This window comes from Bacillus sp. PK6-16, from assembly GCF_056530295.1.
This window is the reverse complement of sequence record NZ_CP096511.1, coordinates 1,811,448-1,828,885: the sequence shown is the minus strand read 5'-3', so window position 1 is coordinate 1,828,885 and position 17,438 is coordinate 1,811,448. Positions and strand designations below refer to the sequence as shown.

Below are 17,438 nucleotides of genomic sequence, written 5' to 3'. Positions count from 1 at the left end.
GAGGATCAATACTCCATCCCCTTCTTATCCCTACCTACTATTCACATTCGTACTTGTAAATCTCTTTACCATATCCTCTATCAATTAGTAAAAGTTCATTTGGATATAGTGTCTTATGTTCCATTCCTACTTCATCCTCTGCTATAAACATTCCATCAATAATCATTCCAACTACTTGTGATTCTTTCGCTACAAAGACAGATTTCGAACCTTTCTTCGCTATAAACGTAACGGATTGCACGGTTTTTCTTTCTGCTCTAAATGGGATACCAAAATAATGGTTCCACCATTTATTTCGAAGTAATTCTGGTTCAGATTGATATAGCCAATCTTTCGCTACCTCTTGATCCCATTCATAATACAGTAGTGCTTTCCGGTGAAATCTTGGCCGAACAATCCATCCTAAAACAATGATTCCTACTACTAGTAGTAATAAAGTGATAGGAATGACAAACTTAAAAATAAGCGCATATTTTTCATAAAACGGAGCATCTTGAATATGGAATGTTATGTTTTTCTTTACTTCTTGTAACTTTGAATCCTGCATTACGATGGTAGCTTCTACGGTGCCGGTATCTGTAAAATTAAATGTGTCGGAGTAATAGGGACGAGGATAAACATAGATTTGATTTCCATGTTGCTTTATTTCATAATTGATTGATTGTTTAGATGTGACACCAGTAGATTTTAATAGTTTTTTTACAGCTTCTTCCGTCATTAACTTACCATCTAACTGTGGTTGTAAAACAAATGGTTTACTATTCTCTAAATTTGTCACTTTTTCTTCATAATCTTTTGTAACAGTTTGAAGTGATAATTTCGGTTTCTCAGCTGTTTCAATTTTAAATTCTTTCGTCTGTCTATAAAACCCCTTTATATTCATATGAACTTTCCCGCGTACTAACCCTTTACCAAGCTTCGTTTCGTAATAAAACACATGCCTTTTATCGTTCCACTTCATTGCATATTGTTTTCCATCTATTTCTACTTCTGCCTGAAAGTAAGAAGACTGAACTGGCAACTCCGTAGGCTTTGCTTCAATAACAGCAGTAACACCTTCGTACATTTTCTCTACATTTTTTTGACTACTATCATCTTTGTCATAAGTAGAAACCGTATAATTAAGCGCTGGTTCAACTAATACTTGTAGTCCTTCTTTCTCAATGTCCTGGTCCACTTCTATCGTATAAGTTCCTGGTTTAATAACTTCCTCATTTTCCGTACTTATATGAACTATATTTCCGAACAATTTTGCTTCTCCTGGTGTATGTATGGAAAAAGAAGATTGTAATTGTAATGGTTTAGAAATTTGTGTGACTTGATAATCGGGCAGAGAAGGCGATTGTCGTACAAGCGTCATACGCTTTAACGGAAATGGTGTTGTAATCTCTACTCTTTTCCCCAATACTTTCGTTTTTACAATCGATTCAACAGAGGAGAATGGATCACGATTTGCAACTAATGCTGCCACTTGATTTACACTTTTTACAATGCCATCTTCTCCGCTTGACGGCATCGTAACGCCATTTATCTCTTTCTTCCATATTTCCTTGAACGTATTTAGTTGTTCTTTTTCTTGTTGTCCTAAATCTTCTTCCATCGTAATTAAGACTGGATGTAACGATATCTTTTTTGCATCCATTTCTTTCTTAAACTGGGCTAATTTCCACAAAATTTGTTCTTTTCCGCCAACCTTATCTTTTTCTAAATCATTAAATGCCCCGTCAGTTAATACAATAAGCCAAAATTCACGTTTTCCATCTATATCTGCTTCCTTTTTTATAGATTGCATCGCCGTTTCTACCGCGCTAAATGGAGTATTTAAATACGTTTTCCACGCTCCAATTCCCTCAATTTCTGTTTGCCTTTTATCCTTCGTTAACGAAATGTTTAATGGATCATTCGGCTTACTCATTGGAACGTAAGAAAATTTATCTTTTTCATCCAATAGCGCAACTAAACTTTGCAAAGCATAATTGGCATATTTCCAGCGATCGTTATTTCTCATGCTGCCCGAATCGTCATATACAAGTGAAACGACCCTTTCCTTTGCCTCCTCTCCTTTTGCAAAAGCTGATAAAGGTAAACATATAAATAGAAACAACATGAACGTGGCACAAATTCGGATTTTCATGATGAGGCTTCGCCACCTTTGTAGACAAATTCCTATGTTTAAATTTATGAGAGGAAACAAGATATATGACTTGTATTTTAGGACAACTAACCCACCATAACTTTATTATGTAAACAGATCAGACACTTGGTAATATTCCTTCTAGCATTCTCTATCCAATTATATAAGTAAAAAGCCTGTTTAAGCTCCACACTTAAAACAGACTTTTCCTACTTTTTATTTTAAAAACACATAACAAAAAGTTTGATTTTTGACTTAACACATCACTTCTATTGTAAATCCACCAGGTGCTTCAATATAAAACGTATACGCATGGGCATGCTTAGGAGGCTCGACCAAAAATCCATCTTCCTTCAATCTTCGATTTATCTTGTCTACTTGTTCTTCACTTTCTTGTGGAAATCCTACATGAAATGTTTTTGGATACTGAACTTCTTTCCCTTTCATTAACGTTAGTATAAATCCATCATTATCACGCATAACTGCAAAGGCATTCCCCCTTGTTCCACTACAAGTTAAGCCAAAATACTTTTCTAAAAACTCTCTTGCAGCTACTACATCTGCAACTGTTAAATTAAGATGTTTAATTCCCAACTCATCACCTTCTTTCTTAATTTTCTAACATTTTATCATACAATTAAAAAACACGCCTTTCACAGCGTGTTTCATTGCTTTACATACACTTCAACAATCGGATTCTCTTTATGATCCGCATGCAAGCGTATATTCTCTTCACCTGTATTATAAATACTAGCTAATAACATTATCGTTAACACATTAGGTGTCTTCGCATCACTTCCGTATTTTCTCTCAAGCGCTTCCTTATATTCAAAATCTAAATCCCCCTGCACATATGTATACACTTCAAAACCATCTTCTAAATTGCAAACTACTGTATCAATAATATCTGCCCCTACTTGCTTCTTCATTTCCTCTCGCAACGCTTCAATAAATTCTTCCCACGGTACTTCGTATGTCTGAAACTGATCTGTAGATTTCATGCCTTTTCCTCCTTATATATCCTCTTCTTATATTTCCCCTTTCCTATAACAATTATGATAGATAGGGCATTCGTACAAGCCGCACTTGTCCCCCTTACATATCGTATTACTGTAATGCGGAAGGAGGAAAGAACATGCATAGACAAAAATGTTATGATACATGCCGACGTTACTTCGGAAAAGTTGTTCGGATTGAAGACCGTGATGGCCGTATACATTTAGGAAAAATAATCGATGTGACACAAAGCTCTGTATGGATTGAACCGGTGCAACAGCGCTCATCTTTTGATTCAGGATTCGGCTACTATGACGCTTATGCAAACGGTGGTTGTGACCTTTGTGGAGGCCTTAGCAGGTGTGATAGTTGTGGATTCGGATGCGGTGGTGGATTCAGCAGCTGCGGATGTGGTGGTCGTGGTTGTAGTAGTTGTGGTTGCGGTGGCTGGGGTGGCGGCGGTTGTGGCTGGGGTGTTGAACTCGGATTTGGTTTCATCTTCGGAATTACATTAGCTGCATTATTTTTCATTTAACATAGTAAAGAGTTGGCTACCTTTAGCCAACTCTTTTTCTTTATTTTTCACATATAAAAATACGATGCCCTAAAATGTGTTGGTACATAAGCCGTACATTTTCATGCTGTACCCACGCCTCATATAACTCATTCGGAATATGTGAGGATACATTCCATTCTGGCTCTTCTACATAGCCAGAGATCGTTTCTGCAATCGTGCCACCGCCAGCAATTGTAATTCTTTTAAAATTTGCTTTCTGAAATAATTGTACCCACTCATTCTCAGTTAATAATTCTTTCATACCATATAATTGGGCGATTTTTTCTTCCTCACCCTTATCAATGTGCCTATCAATAATCATTTCAATGACAACAAGCTTACCGTCCTGCTGTAATACACGATAACACTCCGAGATAACCCTTTCTTTGTCTGTAAAAGCGATGATTGATTCTCCAAGTACGAACTCAAATGAGTTATTCAAACACGGTAATTGCTCTACATTTCCTTCAATTAATTGTATATCTAACCCTTCAAACAACCATCTATCTTTTGCCTTTTGAATCATAATTTCATTCTTTTCAACCGTTGTTACTTGATAACCAAATTCCCTTGTCATATATGCCGCTGTTTTCCCCGTACCGCAACCTATCTCAAGGACATTCGCTCCATATTTAAAAGGCAGTCGTGCTAACAATTGTTTTGTTAACGTAAAACCACCAGGATGAGCACTTCCTATTCCGTAATAAGCTAGGAAATCGATGTATGTGTTTCGTTTCATGGGATTCTCCCTTTTTTATTTTATATATTCGAGGACGGAAGAAAAGTGCATAGAAAAAGGGGCGTATTGTACGCCCCTCATCTTACTTATCCTCTGTAATATATGCCCATTTATAGCTGTAGTCTCCACCAACTGGATGGTGAACAATACCTTTTACTTTAGGTCTTTGAACGATAGCATCACCACGTTGATATAATGGTGCAATTGCTGCATCTTCCAATAACATTTTCTCCGCTTTCAGTAAGCTATCCCAACGCTCTTTCGTTTTCGTTAATAGCTCACCTTTACCTTTTTGTACAATTTCATCATATTTAGGATTTGAATATCCTGTTTGGTTATGAGGGCCATTTGTAACAAACATATCAATGAATGTCATTGGATCTAAGTAGTCAGGCCCCCAACCAGCGTAAGATAAATCATAATCTAGATCTGATTCTAATTTTAACTTTTGTTTAAATGGCTGGTTTTTCAAATTCACCGTTAAACCTGGTAAGTTTTTCTCAAGTTCTCCTTTTAAGAATTCTCCTACTTTTTTCGCACCATCACCATCATAGTTTAATAGTTCTACTGTAATTGCATCTTTTCCAAGCTCTTTTTTCGCTTTTTCCCAATGCTCTTTTGCTTTTTTCACATCTGTTTTTAAAATATCTCCATTTTCTTTACGGAAGTCTTTTCCATCTGGGCTCTTAGCAAATTCTTTTGGCACTAAATAATCTGCAGGTGTAGAACCATCATTTAAAATTACATTCGTTAAGCCTTTTTTATCGTACGCTTTTGCAATCGCTAAACGTAGATCTTTGCTCTTTAACACTGTATCTTGCCCACCACGTTTTTGGTTTAAGCGTAAGAAGTACGTTGACGGTGTTTTTTGTGTAAAGAAGTCGGGGCTTGATTTATATTTGTCAACAAATTCAGATGTAAGTCCTGAACGATCGATTTGTCCACTTTCATATAAGTTAACACGTGTACCGCTATCTTTTACTACGTTAAAGTTGATTTCATCTAACTTAACTGTTTTATTATCCCAATATTGTGCATTTTTCTTTAACTTCCAACCTTCTTCATGTTTCCAGTCTGTTAATGTAAACGGTCCGTTGTATAACGTCGTATCTGATTCTAAACCGTACTTTTCTCCTTTTTCTTTTACAAATTTCTCGTTTAATGGATAAAATGTTCCAAATGAAGTTAATTCTACAAAGTAAGGAACTGGATTTTCTAATTCTACTTCTAACGTATAGTCATCTACAGCTTTTACTCCTAACGTATCTAGTTCAGCTTTTCCTTCATTAATCGCTTGTGCATTTTTCAAATCAAACATAATGTATGCATATTCTGCTGCTGTATTTTTATCTACCGCACGTTTCCAAGCAAACACGAAATCCTTCGCTGTTACAGGCTCTCCATTTGACCATTTTGCATTTTTATTTAATGTAAATGTGTATTTTTTACCATCATCACTCTTTTTATATGATTCAGCAACTCCTGGTGTTGCTTTATTATCTTTATCAAGTCGATATAAACCTTCCATTACGTTGTTTAAAGCTAGAAACGATACTTGGTCTGTCGCTTTAGCAGAGTCCATAGATGGAATCTCTTGAGACTCTGTTAAATTAAGCACTTGCTTCGCCGCTAGCTTTCCGCCTTCTTTTTCACCACTTTTTGGTGTTGTGCTTGCCTTCTCTTTATCTCCTGATCCAGAGCAAGCTGTTAATGCCATACTCATTACTAAAACTGGTGCTACAACCGCTGTCAATTTTTTCATCTTTTTTCTCTTCATTTTTTTGTACCCTCCCCAATTATATGTACGATATTAACATTTAGAAATTCTCTACTAACTTTTGTTATCAGAAAATTCTTATTAATTAATATTCTACTGTTTTTTAAAATTTTGTAAAGTATTTTTGTAAATTTTCTAAATATTTATTTTTTTATTATAGTAACTTGCTGTTTTAACTACTATATGAATTATCCCCCGTCTACTATATGTAAACATCCCTTCCCTTATTCCAATCTATTACTACGTTCTATATTTTTCTTATTAGCATGAGGTCTCTTACTATCATTCATCTGTCTTACTACTTACTGACCTCTCTATTTTCCTCCGATAGAACCTTCCTAATTACCTACCCGATTCTCAATAGGCTAACGAGATTTATTCCCTTATGCATACTAAAAAGCATTTCAAAAGCAGCTCAGCCACTTTTGAAATGCTTTCACTTTATTTTTTTCCGCCATCCTCAGTTACATACGCCCACTTAAAGCTATATTCTGGACTGATGTTATGTTTCACAATTCCTTTTACATTCGGTTTCATTACGTACGATCTTCCTGTTTGATATAAAGGAACTAACCCTGCATCTTCTTCAAGGAATAACTTTTCAGCTTTCCCTAACGTTTCCCAGCGTTTTTTCGCATCACTCATTAATTCATTACCTGCTTTTCCTACCATTTCATCGTATTTTGGATTTGAATAACTCATTTGGTTGTACGGGCTCTTCGATTCAAACATATCAATAAATGTCATTGGATCCGCATAGTCTGGACTCCAACCTGCATAAGAAATTTCATAATCTTGCGCAGTTTCTAATTTTAATTTTTGTTTGAACGGCTGAATTTTTGTATTAATCGTTACACCTTTTAAATTTTTCTCAATTTGATCTTTTACATAGTCAGCAATCTTTTTCGCAGTTCCATCATCATAACTTAGTAATTCAATTGTCACTTGATCTTTTCCAAGTTCTTTTTTCGCCGCTTCCCAAGCTGCTGCTCCTTTTTTCGGATTATATTTCAGACCATTTTTAAATGTATCTTGATAATCTTTACCATCTGGCCCTGTCGCAAGTCCTTTTGGAACCAATTGATCTGTTGCTTTTGATCCATTATTTAAAATTACATTTGCCAATCCTTTTTTATCAACTGATAATGCAATTGCTTCACGTAGTTTTTTGCTCTTTAAAGGTGTATCTTGTCCGTTACGTTTTTGATTTAAACGTAAGAAGAATGTACTTGATTCCGCATACTCACCATATTCTTCTTTGTTCGATTTATATTTATCTACAAACTCTCCTGATAGTAATGTAAAATCAATTGATCCTGTATCATATAAGTTTACTTTCGTTGCAACCTCTTTTACTACACTATAGTTAATTTCTTCTAATTTCACAGTCTTTTTATCCCAGTACTTATCATTTTTCTTCAGCTGCCAACCTTGTTCATGTTTCCATGAAGACATAACGAATGGACCGTTATACACAGTTGTATCTGCTTCTAAACCGTACTTATCACCTTTTTCTTTTACGAATTTTTCATTTAATGGATAGTATGATGGGAATGCTAATAAATTTAAAAAATACGGTACCGGTTTTTCTAATTCTACTTCTAGCGTGTAATCATCTACCGCCTTCGCTCCTAATTCAGTTACAGGTTTTTCCCCTTTATTAATCGCTTCTGCATTTTTAATATAGTAAGCAATAAATGCATATTCTGCCGCAGTATTCTTATCAAGTAAGCGCTGCCATGCGAAAACGAAATCTTTCGCTGTTACAGGATCACCATTTGACCATTTTGCATCTTTTCGCAGTTTAAACGTATACTTTTTACCATCTTCACTTTTCGTACTAGACTCTGCCGCAGCAGGAATTGGCTTATTATCTTTATCAAGGCGATATAGGCCTTCCATCGTGTTCCCTAAAATTTGCGCACCTAATGTATCAGTAGATTTAGAAGTATCCATCGTCGGAATTTCTTGGTTTTCCGTACGATTTAATACTTGTTTCGCTGCATATTTAATATCAGATTTTTTTTCTTCCCCACTATTTGATGTAGTAGTCGTTTTCTTTTCCCCACCTGACCCAGAACATGCTGTCAATGCAACACTCATCGCTAAAACTGGTACTACAACTGCCGTTAACTTTTTCATCTTTTTTCTCTTCATTTTTGTACCCTCCCTAATTATATGTACATTACCAACCCTTGAGAGACCCCTTACTAAAGATTCGTTTTTCAGAAAATTACAACTAATGTTATTCTACTCTTTTTTTCGCATTTGTAAATAGTTTAATTTTAAATATTCTGACTTTTTATTCTAGTAGGATTTATCCCCCATCTACTATATGTACATACTATACACCTTATTCTCCTCTATTTAACCATACTAAAAATTAGTATTTTAAGCTCACAAAAAAAGCATTTCAAAGTAGCTAAGCTACTTTGAAATGCTTTTTTAACTTTATTATTTTTCAGTTACATATGCCCATTTAAAGCTATATTCCGGACTGATATTATGTTTTACAATACCTTTAATATTTTGTTTTAGAACATATGCATCACCACGTTGGTATAAAGGTACAAGTGCTACATCTTTCTCAAGAAGTAATTTCTCAGCTTTTCCTAGCTCTTCCCAACGTTTCTTCGCGTCACCCATTAATTCAGTGCCAGCTTTTTTGATCATATCATCATACTTTGGATCAGCGAAGCTCATTTGGTTATGAGAATGTTTAGACTGGAACATATCTAAGAATGTCATTGGGTCAGCATAGTCAGGTCCCCAACCAGCATATGATAAATCATAATCTTGCTCTGTTTCTAGTTTTAGTTTTTGTTTGAATGGCTGAAGTTTAATATTAACTGTTACACCTTTTAAATTTTTCTCAATTTGGTCTTTTACATATTCCCCTACTTTTTTCGCATTACCAGTATCATAGTTTAATAACTCAATTGTAACTTGGTCTTTACCAAGTTCTTTTTTCGCTTCTTCCCAGGCTGCAGCAGCTTTTTTCGCATCTGGTTTGATACCATTTTTAAATGTTTCTTGGAAGTCTTTTCCGTCTGGTCCAGTCGCTAACCCTTTCGGTACTAAGAAGTCTGCTGGTTTAGATCCGTCATTTAAAATAACGTTTGCTAGGTTTTTCTTATCGATAGAAAGCGCGATTGCTTCACGTAATTTCTGACTCTTTAATGGTGTATCTTGTCCACCACGTTTTTGATTCATACGTAAGAAGAATGTACTTACTTGTGAGTATGTGCCAAACTCCTCTTTGTTATTTCTATATTTGTCAACGAATTCACCTGATAGAAGTGCGAAATCAATTGCACCTGTATCAAATAAGTTGACCCTTGTATTTATTTCTTTTACTACACTATAGTTGATTTCATCTAATTTTACAGTCTTTTTATCCCAATATTGATCATTTTTCTTTAGTTTCCAGCCTTGCTCATGCTTCCAATCAGTAAGAACGAATGGTCCGTTATATACTGTTGTATCAGACTCTAAACCGTATTTATCACCTTTTTCTTTTACGAACTTCTCATTTAATGGATAGTACGATGGGAACGCTACTAAGTTTAAGAAGTATGGTACCGCTTGTTCTAATTCAACTTCTAATGTATAGTCATCTACCGCCTTAACTCCTAGTTCAGTTACTGGTTTTTCACCTTTATTAATCGCCTCTGCATTTTTAATTGGGAATGCGATAAACGCATATTCTGCAGTTGTTTTTGGATCTAATAATCGTTGCCATGCATAAGCAAAGTCTTTTGCTGTTACAGGATCACCATTTGACCATTTTGCATCTTTACGTAGTTTAAATGTATATTTTTTACCATCTTCACTTTTCGTACTAGATTCTGCTGCAGCTGGGATTGGTTTATTATCTTTATCTAATCGATATAACCCTTCCATTGTGTTCCCTAAAATTTGAGAACCTAATGTATCTGTATTTTTTGAAGTATCCATTGTTGGGATCTCATTTGTTTCTGTACGATTTAACACTTGTTTTGCTGCTAATTTTTCCCCTGATTTACTATCTCCACTAGAGCTAGAATTTGTGCTTGTCTTCTTATCTCCACCTGATGTAGAACATGCTGTTAACGCCATGCTCATTGCTAAAACCGGTGCTACAACTGCTGTTAGTTTTTTCATTTGTTTCTTTTTCATTTTGTACCCTCCCTAATTCTTAACGATAGCTATTAAAGAATTTTCTGATAATTCTGTTTTTCTCTATATATTTATCAGACGATTCTTACTAATTCTTATTCTACTAATTTTTTAATTTTTGTAAAGTATTATTATTGAAAATTTTTAAAAAATTATTTTTTTACAGTAATATTCATAAAAATTCCATATTTTGTTCAAACCTTATTTCGCATTCATACACATTCGTTGTTTTAATCACTTTCATCTCATTTACCACTTGAATACTTGTTAATTATTGCTAATAAATAATGCATATATCTAAAAACATCTTTTCTACAAAAATAAAAAAGTCAGCAAAGCTGACTTTTTACCCGACCATTTTTTCTCTTTTCATTCCCTCTACTACTCTCGTATACTTCTCATCATCAAATTCATTTTCACTTTTCGCAACAACTACAGTTGCAATACCGTTACCAATTAAATTAACGATAGCACGTGCTTCTGACATGAAACGATCTACACCAAGTAATAACGCTAAACCTTCTAATGGGATAACATTCATTGCAGATAGAGTAGATGCTAGTACAATGAATCCCCCGCCGGTTACTGCTGCTGCTCCTTTAGATGTAACTAACAAAATAGCTATTATAGTTAATTGTTGACCTAGTGAAAGATCGACGTGAAAAACTTGCGCTAAAAATATAGTAGCCATCGATAAATAAATTGTTGTTCCATCTAAGTTAAAAGAATAGCCTGTTGGAATGACTAAACCTACTACCGGTTTCGAACACCCGAAGTCTTCCATCTTTGTCATCATCCGCGGCAGTACTGATTCTGACGATGATGTCCCGAGAACAATAAGTAATTCTTCTTTAATATACGCTAAATATTTCCACAAACTAAATTTATACAATTTACAAATAAAATTTAAAACAATAAAAACAAATAATGCCATTGTCGCATATACACAAATCATTAATTTACCAAGTGGTATGAGCGTACTTAAACCATACTTCCCAATTGTAAATGCCATCCCACCGAATGCTCCAACTGGTGCTAATTTCATTACAATTGATAAAATGTTAAAAAACACTTTCGATAATCTTTCAAAAAAGTCAATAACCGGTTGTCCATTTTTTCCTAACATCGTTAACCCTGCTCCGAATAAAATGGAGAAGAACAGAACTTGTAAAATATCACCTTTGGCAAATGCTTCAAACATGTTAGACGGCACGATATGTAAAAAGAAATCCATCCATTTCATTTCTTGCCCACTTTGTACATATTGTGAAACATCTCCGCCTTTTAGTTTTGAGGGATCTAATCCATCTCCTGGACGTACAACATTCGCTACGATGATACCAATAATTAAAGCCGCTGTTGTAACAATTTCAAAATATAATAGTGCCTTCCCACCAACACGGCCTACCTTTTTCATACTTCCCATACTTGCAATACCGAGCACAATTGTTAAAAAGATAATCGGTGCAATAACCATTTTAATCATATTGATGAATGTTTCACCAATTGGCTTCATTTGTTGTCCAACACTCGGCCAAATTGCCCCTACTGCAATACCACAAATAATGGCCACAATAACTTGGAATGTTAAATTCTTTACGATTCTCATTTTTGATACTCCCCTGTATTTTCATTTCTCCCATACTATTTCAATAATTGCTAATGATATATTCTATGTAATAGCCCCCCTGTTATTTAACTTAAACTATAACTTTATGTTACACTATTATCTTAAAATTTAAAATAGCATATAACATTTACGAATAAAAGACATACTATTTAACATAATAAAAAAGCAGACATTACATCTGCTTTAATTCTCCTCAATCTGTTTTTCACTTAATCCTAGATGTGTTCTAAGAGTATTACTCAAACTCTGTAGATCTTTTTTATTAGGATTATAATAATATACACGTTGCCCGTTTGGGCCATTAGGTAAGTATAAATCATCACCAGCTAATTGTATTTTTTCAACTGAACCGTTTAAACCGTATTTATAAAAAGATAAAATATCATCCATTACTAAATTTGTTTTAAAATCACCATCAACCGCCTCAACTATTTTTTCTAGCTTCGTAATCGATCCTACACTTTTTAATTTACTTAAAATCGCTTCAATAACAAGTTGTTGGCGCTGCCCTCTCATTGCATCACTATCAATATGCCGCGTTCTTGCTAGTGCAAGTGCTTCTTCCCCATTTAATTTTTGTAATCCTTTTTTCAAATGAATCGCATCAGGTTCATCTTTACTATTTTGCTCCGTAAATTCAACTGGGACATCCACTTCAATACCATCTAACCCATCAACAATTTTAGTAAAGGAACCAAAATTAAATTTCACAAAATAATCAACAGGCACCTGTAACAATTTTTCTACCGCTTCCACAGAAGCTTGCGGTCCTCCATCTTTACCATTTTTAACGAAACCACTTCCATATGCATGGGTTATTTTATCTTTTTTCTTTTCAACTGGAACATATGTATATGTATCACGCGGTATGCTCGTTAATTTCACTGTTTTATCGTCTTTATTAAAAGTCGCTAACAATAATGCATCTGTATGAAATGCACCATTATATTCCTTTTGTCGTTCTTGATTTTCATCAATTCCCATAATTAAAAGTGAAACATGATTTGCAATTGGCTTTACAGATTTCTCACGTAAATTGGATTTTTCACCTCGTGCTAAATTCAAATTAGATTTTTGTACAAGACTAGAAGTTTTCATATATACATAGGCTCCATAGCCAATTCCACCAAATAGTAATACCGCCAGTAGTAAACTTATTATCTTTTTCTTTTTATATTTTTGCTTATTTTTCTCTTCTCTTAAAGATGAATGATTCCCCATTTACTCTCCTCCTGTTTCTATTCATCCAATATGTTTTTCATTTTTTCATATTTAGCGCTATCCTTTTGAAACATACTTTCTTTCAATCCCTTATCTATTTGTATCCATTCAGTCGTAACTGAATATTGAATCAAGCCTTCTTGAAAACTAAGAAATTTCAACATAATCCCTGTATTTTTCTCCACAACCATTTCGAATTTCCCTCTTAAATCTTCAGAGGTGCTAACAGGCATCTCTATGTTTATAACCCCTTCAATTTTGTAACAATCTAATCCAAGATATTTCGTTTCTTTATAATTCCAATCTTTATATCGAATTAATAAATCTGCGAATTCTGATTGAATACTATATTTAGCTAGCCCTACATATTCATCATCATATCTCTTTTTCTCATCTGATTTTCTCACTAACCTTTCCGTAGGATTTAATTTTAATAGTTCATTGTTTCTTTCTTTCGGGTTCCATTTTGTCTCTTTATAGGTATACTTCTCATCATCAAACTCTTTTTTCTTCCCCTCGTTATATATAATTGTTCGTTTTTTGGCTAGTTTATCTTCTTTCGAAGAGATACCTCTTTGTTTCTCCGTATCAATCGCATACTTATATGTTGTAGCAATTCTTGATGAGCTAGAATATTCCTCAAATTGTCCTGAAATATTTTTAAAATAATCAATAGAATCTAGCATTTTTTGATGAATCTTTTCTTTATCTGGATAATGTACATTCGATTTTATTTCTTCTTCATTTTCATAATCAGAAAACGCTTTTTTCTTTACATATTCAAATACTCCACCATTTTGCGCAAAACTTTGTATAGAAAACTCAGACATAGATACCACTGAAAGTATACAAACCGCTGCACTAATTATCATCATATGAATTTTGTAACTCTTCTTTTTTACCTTAAGATTATGTAGCGTGCCATTAATCTTTTCATTTAACTCTGGAGGTACTATAACATTTTCATCTTTTATTCTCTTTTTTAATTTCTCATCAAATAATTTTTCATTATCCATCCTTTACACCCCCTATTCCATCTTTAATCGTTTTTGTAGTTGTTCCCTCGCACGTGATAATCTTGATTTCACTGTTCCTTTCGGTATTTCTAACAGCTTTGCTATACTCTCTTGATTCATGTCTTCATAGTAATAAAGCACCGTAACAGCTCTTAATTCTTCATGTAACGATTGAATCGCATTACACAAATCTATATCTTCATACTGATCACACGCACTCATAATGTAATCATTCTCTTCTGTCACAATTACATTTTTATACGCTCTAATAATATTGTTACACTCATTTATTAGTATTCGAATTAACCAAGTTTGAAAAAATTCTTCTTTTTTTAATTTTTTTATATTTTCATAGGCTTTTAAAATTGTTGTCTGTATCGCATCCTCTATATTTGTCTCATCACGTAACATCGCCTTTGCTATTCGATACATCTTCGCTTTTTCTGTATGTATAAGCGCTATAAAGGCTTCATGATCACCTTTTTTCGCTAAAGAAACATCCGTTTCTTCTTTTACAATCATTTTATATAAAGGGATTACTTTCACAATTGCTCCTCCTGTTTCATCCTCACTTCATCACTTCCAATTTAACTTTACATATATTAGACGTATGAGCCTAGAAAAAGGTTCACTTTTTTGAATATTTTTGTAACTGAGAAGATAAATATCCTTTATAAGGATGCAATAAACATACTAGTTTAAATTTACAAATAAAAAAAGCCCACTTTCTCAGTGGACTTTCTACTCTATAACGGTAAATCCCTCTTCCTAAATACTACAATCGCTACGATAAAAATACAAAGCGCTACAGTAGTTAAACCTATACTTACCGGCCATATATTATATGATCCTTCAGCAATTTCTTTCGGACGAAACAGCGTGAATAATGATAGGTTTTTCATCCATTCTAACTTATCACTTAACTTCCCTACCATATCCAATACGAAAAATAAGATAGTTAAACTCGCTGAATAACTTAGTGCTTTTCTTTCGTCATTACATATACAAGAAAAGAAAAATGAATACGCACTAATGACTAAAAATATGAGCCCTCCGACTACATTTATCTTCAAAAATAATTCTTTATTTAAGTTATTATCTTGTAAAAACCATTCTGCACCTACTAACCCAGCTACATACGTAACAGATACAATAATTAGAAGTCCCAATATGAGAACAGCAGCTTGTGTAATCGCAATTTGCACTCTAGATACAGGTGTTGCTAGCAAGTATGCCATTGCTCCTTTATCTACATGACGAGCAATTAAATGTGTCGCAACTGTTACGCAAAAAATTGTTAAAATGATAATAAATAATAGACTATAGTATTCGCCCGCTAGAAAATCCATTACGTTTTGAATCGGACTTTCCATACCAACGATTTTTTTCACGCTATCAGGCATGGCAGCTATTAATTCATTTAGCCCTTTCGCTGATACCATTGACGGGAATATCCAAATTAATAACCACAGATATAAAGCTGCACCAGACGCATAACTCAAAATATTTTTTTGTGTTTCTTTCAAACTTGCTAAAAATAGTTGCTTATTCATGCGTTACCCCTTCTTTCTTATCGTAATAATGCATAAATAAATGTTCTAAATCCATCGCTCTCGTTTGAAGTGCCGTTACATTATAGTTTGAAAGTGTTTGTAAAACAGTTTGATAGTTTCCTTGTACAATGATAGATGCCTCTCTGCCTTTTACCGCTTCAAATTGCAAATTACACTTTGTAAGGGACTCAATCTCTTCTTGTGATGATACTGTTACATCTATCACCTGTCTTCTCATACTTTGTAAATCGTGAATATTTTCAACCGTTACGAGTCGACCATCTTTAATAATAGCTACTCTATCACAAGTTCTCTCAATTTCAGTAAAAATATGTGATGACATTAGGATTGTTTTTCCTCTTTGCTTTTCCTCTAATATTAAATCTATAAATACTTGCTGCATAAGTGGATCAAGTCCAGATGTTGGTTCATCTAAAATTAACACCTCTGGATCGTGCATAAATGCAGCGACTATCCCTACTTTTTGCTTCATTCCTTTAGACATTTTGCGAATCGGTGTTTTCACATCAAATTGCAGACGCTCTATCAGTTCATCTCGTCTTTTCGTATCCTTTAATCCTCGCATTCCTTGCATTAATTTTAAAAACTCTAATCCGTTCATTCCTTCAATAAAAGAAATTTCACCTGGCAAGTAACCAACTTCCCTTTGAATTTTCGCCGCTTCATTCCAACAATCTAATCCAAAAATTGTCGCTTTACCAGTCGTCGGTTTTATAAATCCCATTAAATTACGAATCGTCGTTGATTTCCCGGCACCATTCGGTCCTAAATAACCAAATACTTCTCCCTCTTTTACATCAAATGTAATATGAAACAAACCTTTTCCGTTCGAAAACTGTTTTGTGACATCTTGAACTGAAATCATAATTCCACCTCATTTTTTGAAATATTTAATGTGTGATATTTCAAAATTATTGTACTCCTCATCTTCCATATCCGCAACAACTTTTTGAAATATTTATTAGTCCATATTTCAAAATTATTGTTTTCCATTATTTTTTCTTGTATATTTTAAGTGAGGTGATTGCATTGAACGGCTTTGAAAGAGTAAAAGAAAAGAAAAAGCGTGCCATTAAAGAAGCAGCATTCGTATTATTTTCAGAACGTGGATTTAATGAAGTGAAAATAGAACATATCGCAAAAGAAGCAAACGTTTCTCAAGTTACAATTTATAATCATTTCGGAAGTAAAGATGCGTTATTTAGGGAGCTTATACAAGAATTTATCATATCTGAATTTCAATATTATAAAGAGCTTGCAGAAGAAAAATTACCTTTTCATGATATGATGCAAAAAATGATTGTAAGAAAAATGAATACTGGCGGATTATTTCAACCTGATATGTTACTACAAATGATGCAAAGGGACGAAGAACTCCGTAAGTTTATTTATAGTTATCAAAATGAAAAAATCCTACCCTGGTATTTAGAAATATTAGAACGAGCTCAGCGCAAAAACGAAATTAATCCACACCTTACTAAAGAAATGATGTTACTTTACATTCAAATGTTTACAAAATTAGGTGATGAATTTGGAGCACAACTTCTTGAAGGAGATCGGGAAAAACATATAAAAGATATCGTTACGATGTTCTTCTATGGTCTTTCTGTTCCACAAAAATAAAAAGACACGAATTT

15 protein-coding genes are annotated in these 17,438 nt (G+C 34.0%); 2 read left to right on the top strand and 13 right to left on the bottom strand.

What is annotated here, in order from left to right; translation table 11 throughout:
• Positions 1 to 37: 37 nt before the first annotated feature.
• The 3 genes from M1D66_RS09500 to M1D66_RS09490 form a co-directional block, all read right to left on the bottom strand.
• A complete protein-coding gene (locus tag M1D66_RS09500) occupies positions 38 to 2,134 on the bottom strand; it encodes a vWA domain-containing protein (protein WP_000702067.1) in 2,097 nt (698 codons plus the stop codon).
• A 255-nt stretch (positions 2,135 to 2,389) separates the two neighbouring features.
• Positions 2,390 to 2,728, bottom strand: coding sequence for a VOC family protein (locus M1D66_RS09495; protein WP_000511518.1), 339 nt, complete (start codon positions 2,726 to 2,728; stop codon positions 2,390 to 2,392).
• Between the two features lie 71 nt (positions 2,729 to 2,799).
• A complete protein-coding gene (locus M1D66_RS09490; protein WP_000842900.1) occupies positions 2,800 to 3,135 on the bottom strand; it encodes a hypothetical protein in 336 nt (111 codons plus the stop codon).
• A gap of 134 nt (positions 3,136 to 3,269) precedes the next feature.
• Here M1D66_RS09490 and M1D66_RS09485 point away from each other — a divergent pair, with 134 nt between their 5' ends.
• Entirely contained in the window at positions 3,270 to 3,665 is a 396-nt protein-coding gene (locus M1D66_RS09485; RefSeq protein WP_000555000.1) for a hypothetical protein, read from the top strand.
• Between the two features lie 40 nt (positions 3,666 to 3,705).
• Here M1D66_RS09485 and M1D66_RS09480 read toward each other — a convergent pair whose 3' ends face one another.
• The 10 genes from M1D66_RS09480 to M1D66_RS09435 all read right to left on the bottom strand — a co-directional run bounded on the left by M1D66_RS09480 (position 3,706) and on the right by M1D66_RS09435 (position 16,666).
• Complete coding sequence (locus M1D66_RS09480) at positions 3,706 to 4,425, bottom strand: class I SAM-dependent methyltransferase (RefSeq protein ID WP_144596519.1); 720 nt, start codon at positions 4,423 to 4,425, stop codon at positions 3,706 to 3,708.
• 82 nt (positions 4,426 to 4,507) lie between these two features.
• Entirely contained in the window at positions 4,508 to 6,202 is a 1,695-nt protein-coding gene (locus M1D66_RS09475) for a peptide ABC transporter substrate-binding protein (RefSeq protein ID WP_000823448.1), read from the bottom strand.
• Between the two features lie 441 nt (positions 6,203 to 6,643).
• Positions 6,644 to 8,359 carry a peptide ABC transporter substrate-binding protein gene (locus tag M1D66_RS09470; protein ID WP_061457579.1) on the bottom strand — a complete coding sequence of 572 codons (1,716 nt, stop codon included), beginning with the start codon at positions 8,357 to 8,359 and terminating at the stop codon, positions 6,644 to 6,646.
• A gap of 297 nt (positions 8,360 to 8,656) precedes the next feature.
• The gene (locus M1D66_RS09465; protein ID WP_000730161.1) at positions 8,657 to 10,360 is read right to left on the bottom strand and encodes a peptide ABC transporter substrate-binding protein; all 1,704 of its coding nucleotides are present in this window, start codon (positions 10,358 to 10,360) and stop codon (positions 8,657 to 8,659) included.
• Between the two features lie 346 nt (positions 10,361 to 10,706).
• Positions 10,707 to 11,969, bottom strand: coding sequence for a dicarboxylate/amino acid:cation symporter (locus tag M1D66_RS09460; RefSeq protein WP_242555243.1), 1,263 nt, complete (start codon positions 11,967 to 11,969; stop codon positions 10,707 to 10,709).
• A 204-nt stretch (positions 11,970 to 12,173) separates the two neighbouring features.
• On the bottom strand, positions 12,174 to 13,211 hold the full coding sequence (locus M1D66_RS09455) for an LCP family protein (RefSeq protein ID WP_000526726.1): 1,038 nt from the start codon (positions 13,209 to 13,211) through the stop codon (positions 12,174 to 12,176).
• 17 nt (positions 13,212 to 13,228) lie between these two features.
• On the bottom strand, positions 13,229 to 14,227 hold the full coding sequence (locus tag M1D66_RS09450) for a hypothetical protein (protein ID WP_000368242.1): 999 nt from the start codon (positions 14,225 to 14,227) through the stop codon (positions 13,229 to 13,231).
• Between the two features lie 12 nt (positions 14,228 to 14,239).
• Positions 14,240 to 14,773, bottom strand: coding sequence for an RNA polymerase sigma factor (locus M1D66_RS09445; RefSeq protein ID WP_000864730.1), 534 nt, complete (start codon positions 14,771 to 14,773; stop codon positions 14,240 to 14,242).
• Positions 14,774 to 14,973: 200 nt separating this feature from the next.
• Complete coding sequence (locus M1D66_RS09440) at positions 14,974 to 15,780, bottom strand: ABC transporter permease subunit (RefSeq protein ID WP_001041419.1); 807 nt, start codon at positions 15,778 to 15,780, stop codon at positions 14,974 to 14,976.
• Positions 15,773 to 16,666: an ABC transporter ATP-binding protein gene (locus M1D66_RS09435; protein WP_000626577.1), complete on the bottom strand. Its 894-nt coding sequence runs from the start codon at positions 16,664 to 16,666 to the stop codon at positions 15,773 to 15,775. The genes M1D66_RS09440 and M1D66_RS09435 overlap by 8 nt, the downstream gene beginning before the upstream one ends.
• Before the next feature lie 155 nt (positions 16,667 to 16,821).
• Between M1D66_RS09435 and M1D66_RS09430 the strand changes: the two genes are divergently transcribed.
• A complete protein-coding gene (locus M1D66_RS09430) occupies positions 16,822 to 17,424 on the top strand; it encodes a TetR/AcrR family transcriptional regulator (protein WP_002024578.1) in 603 nt (200 codons plus the stop codon).
• Positions 17,425 to 17,438: the final 14 nt, after the last annotated feature.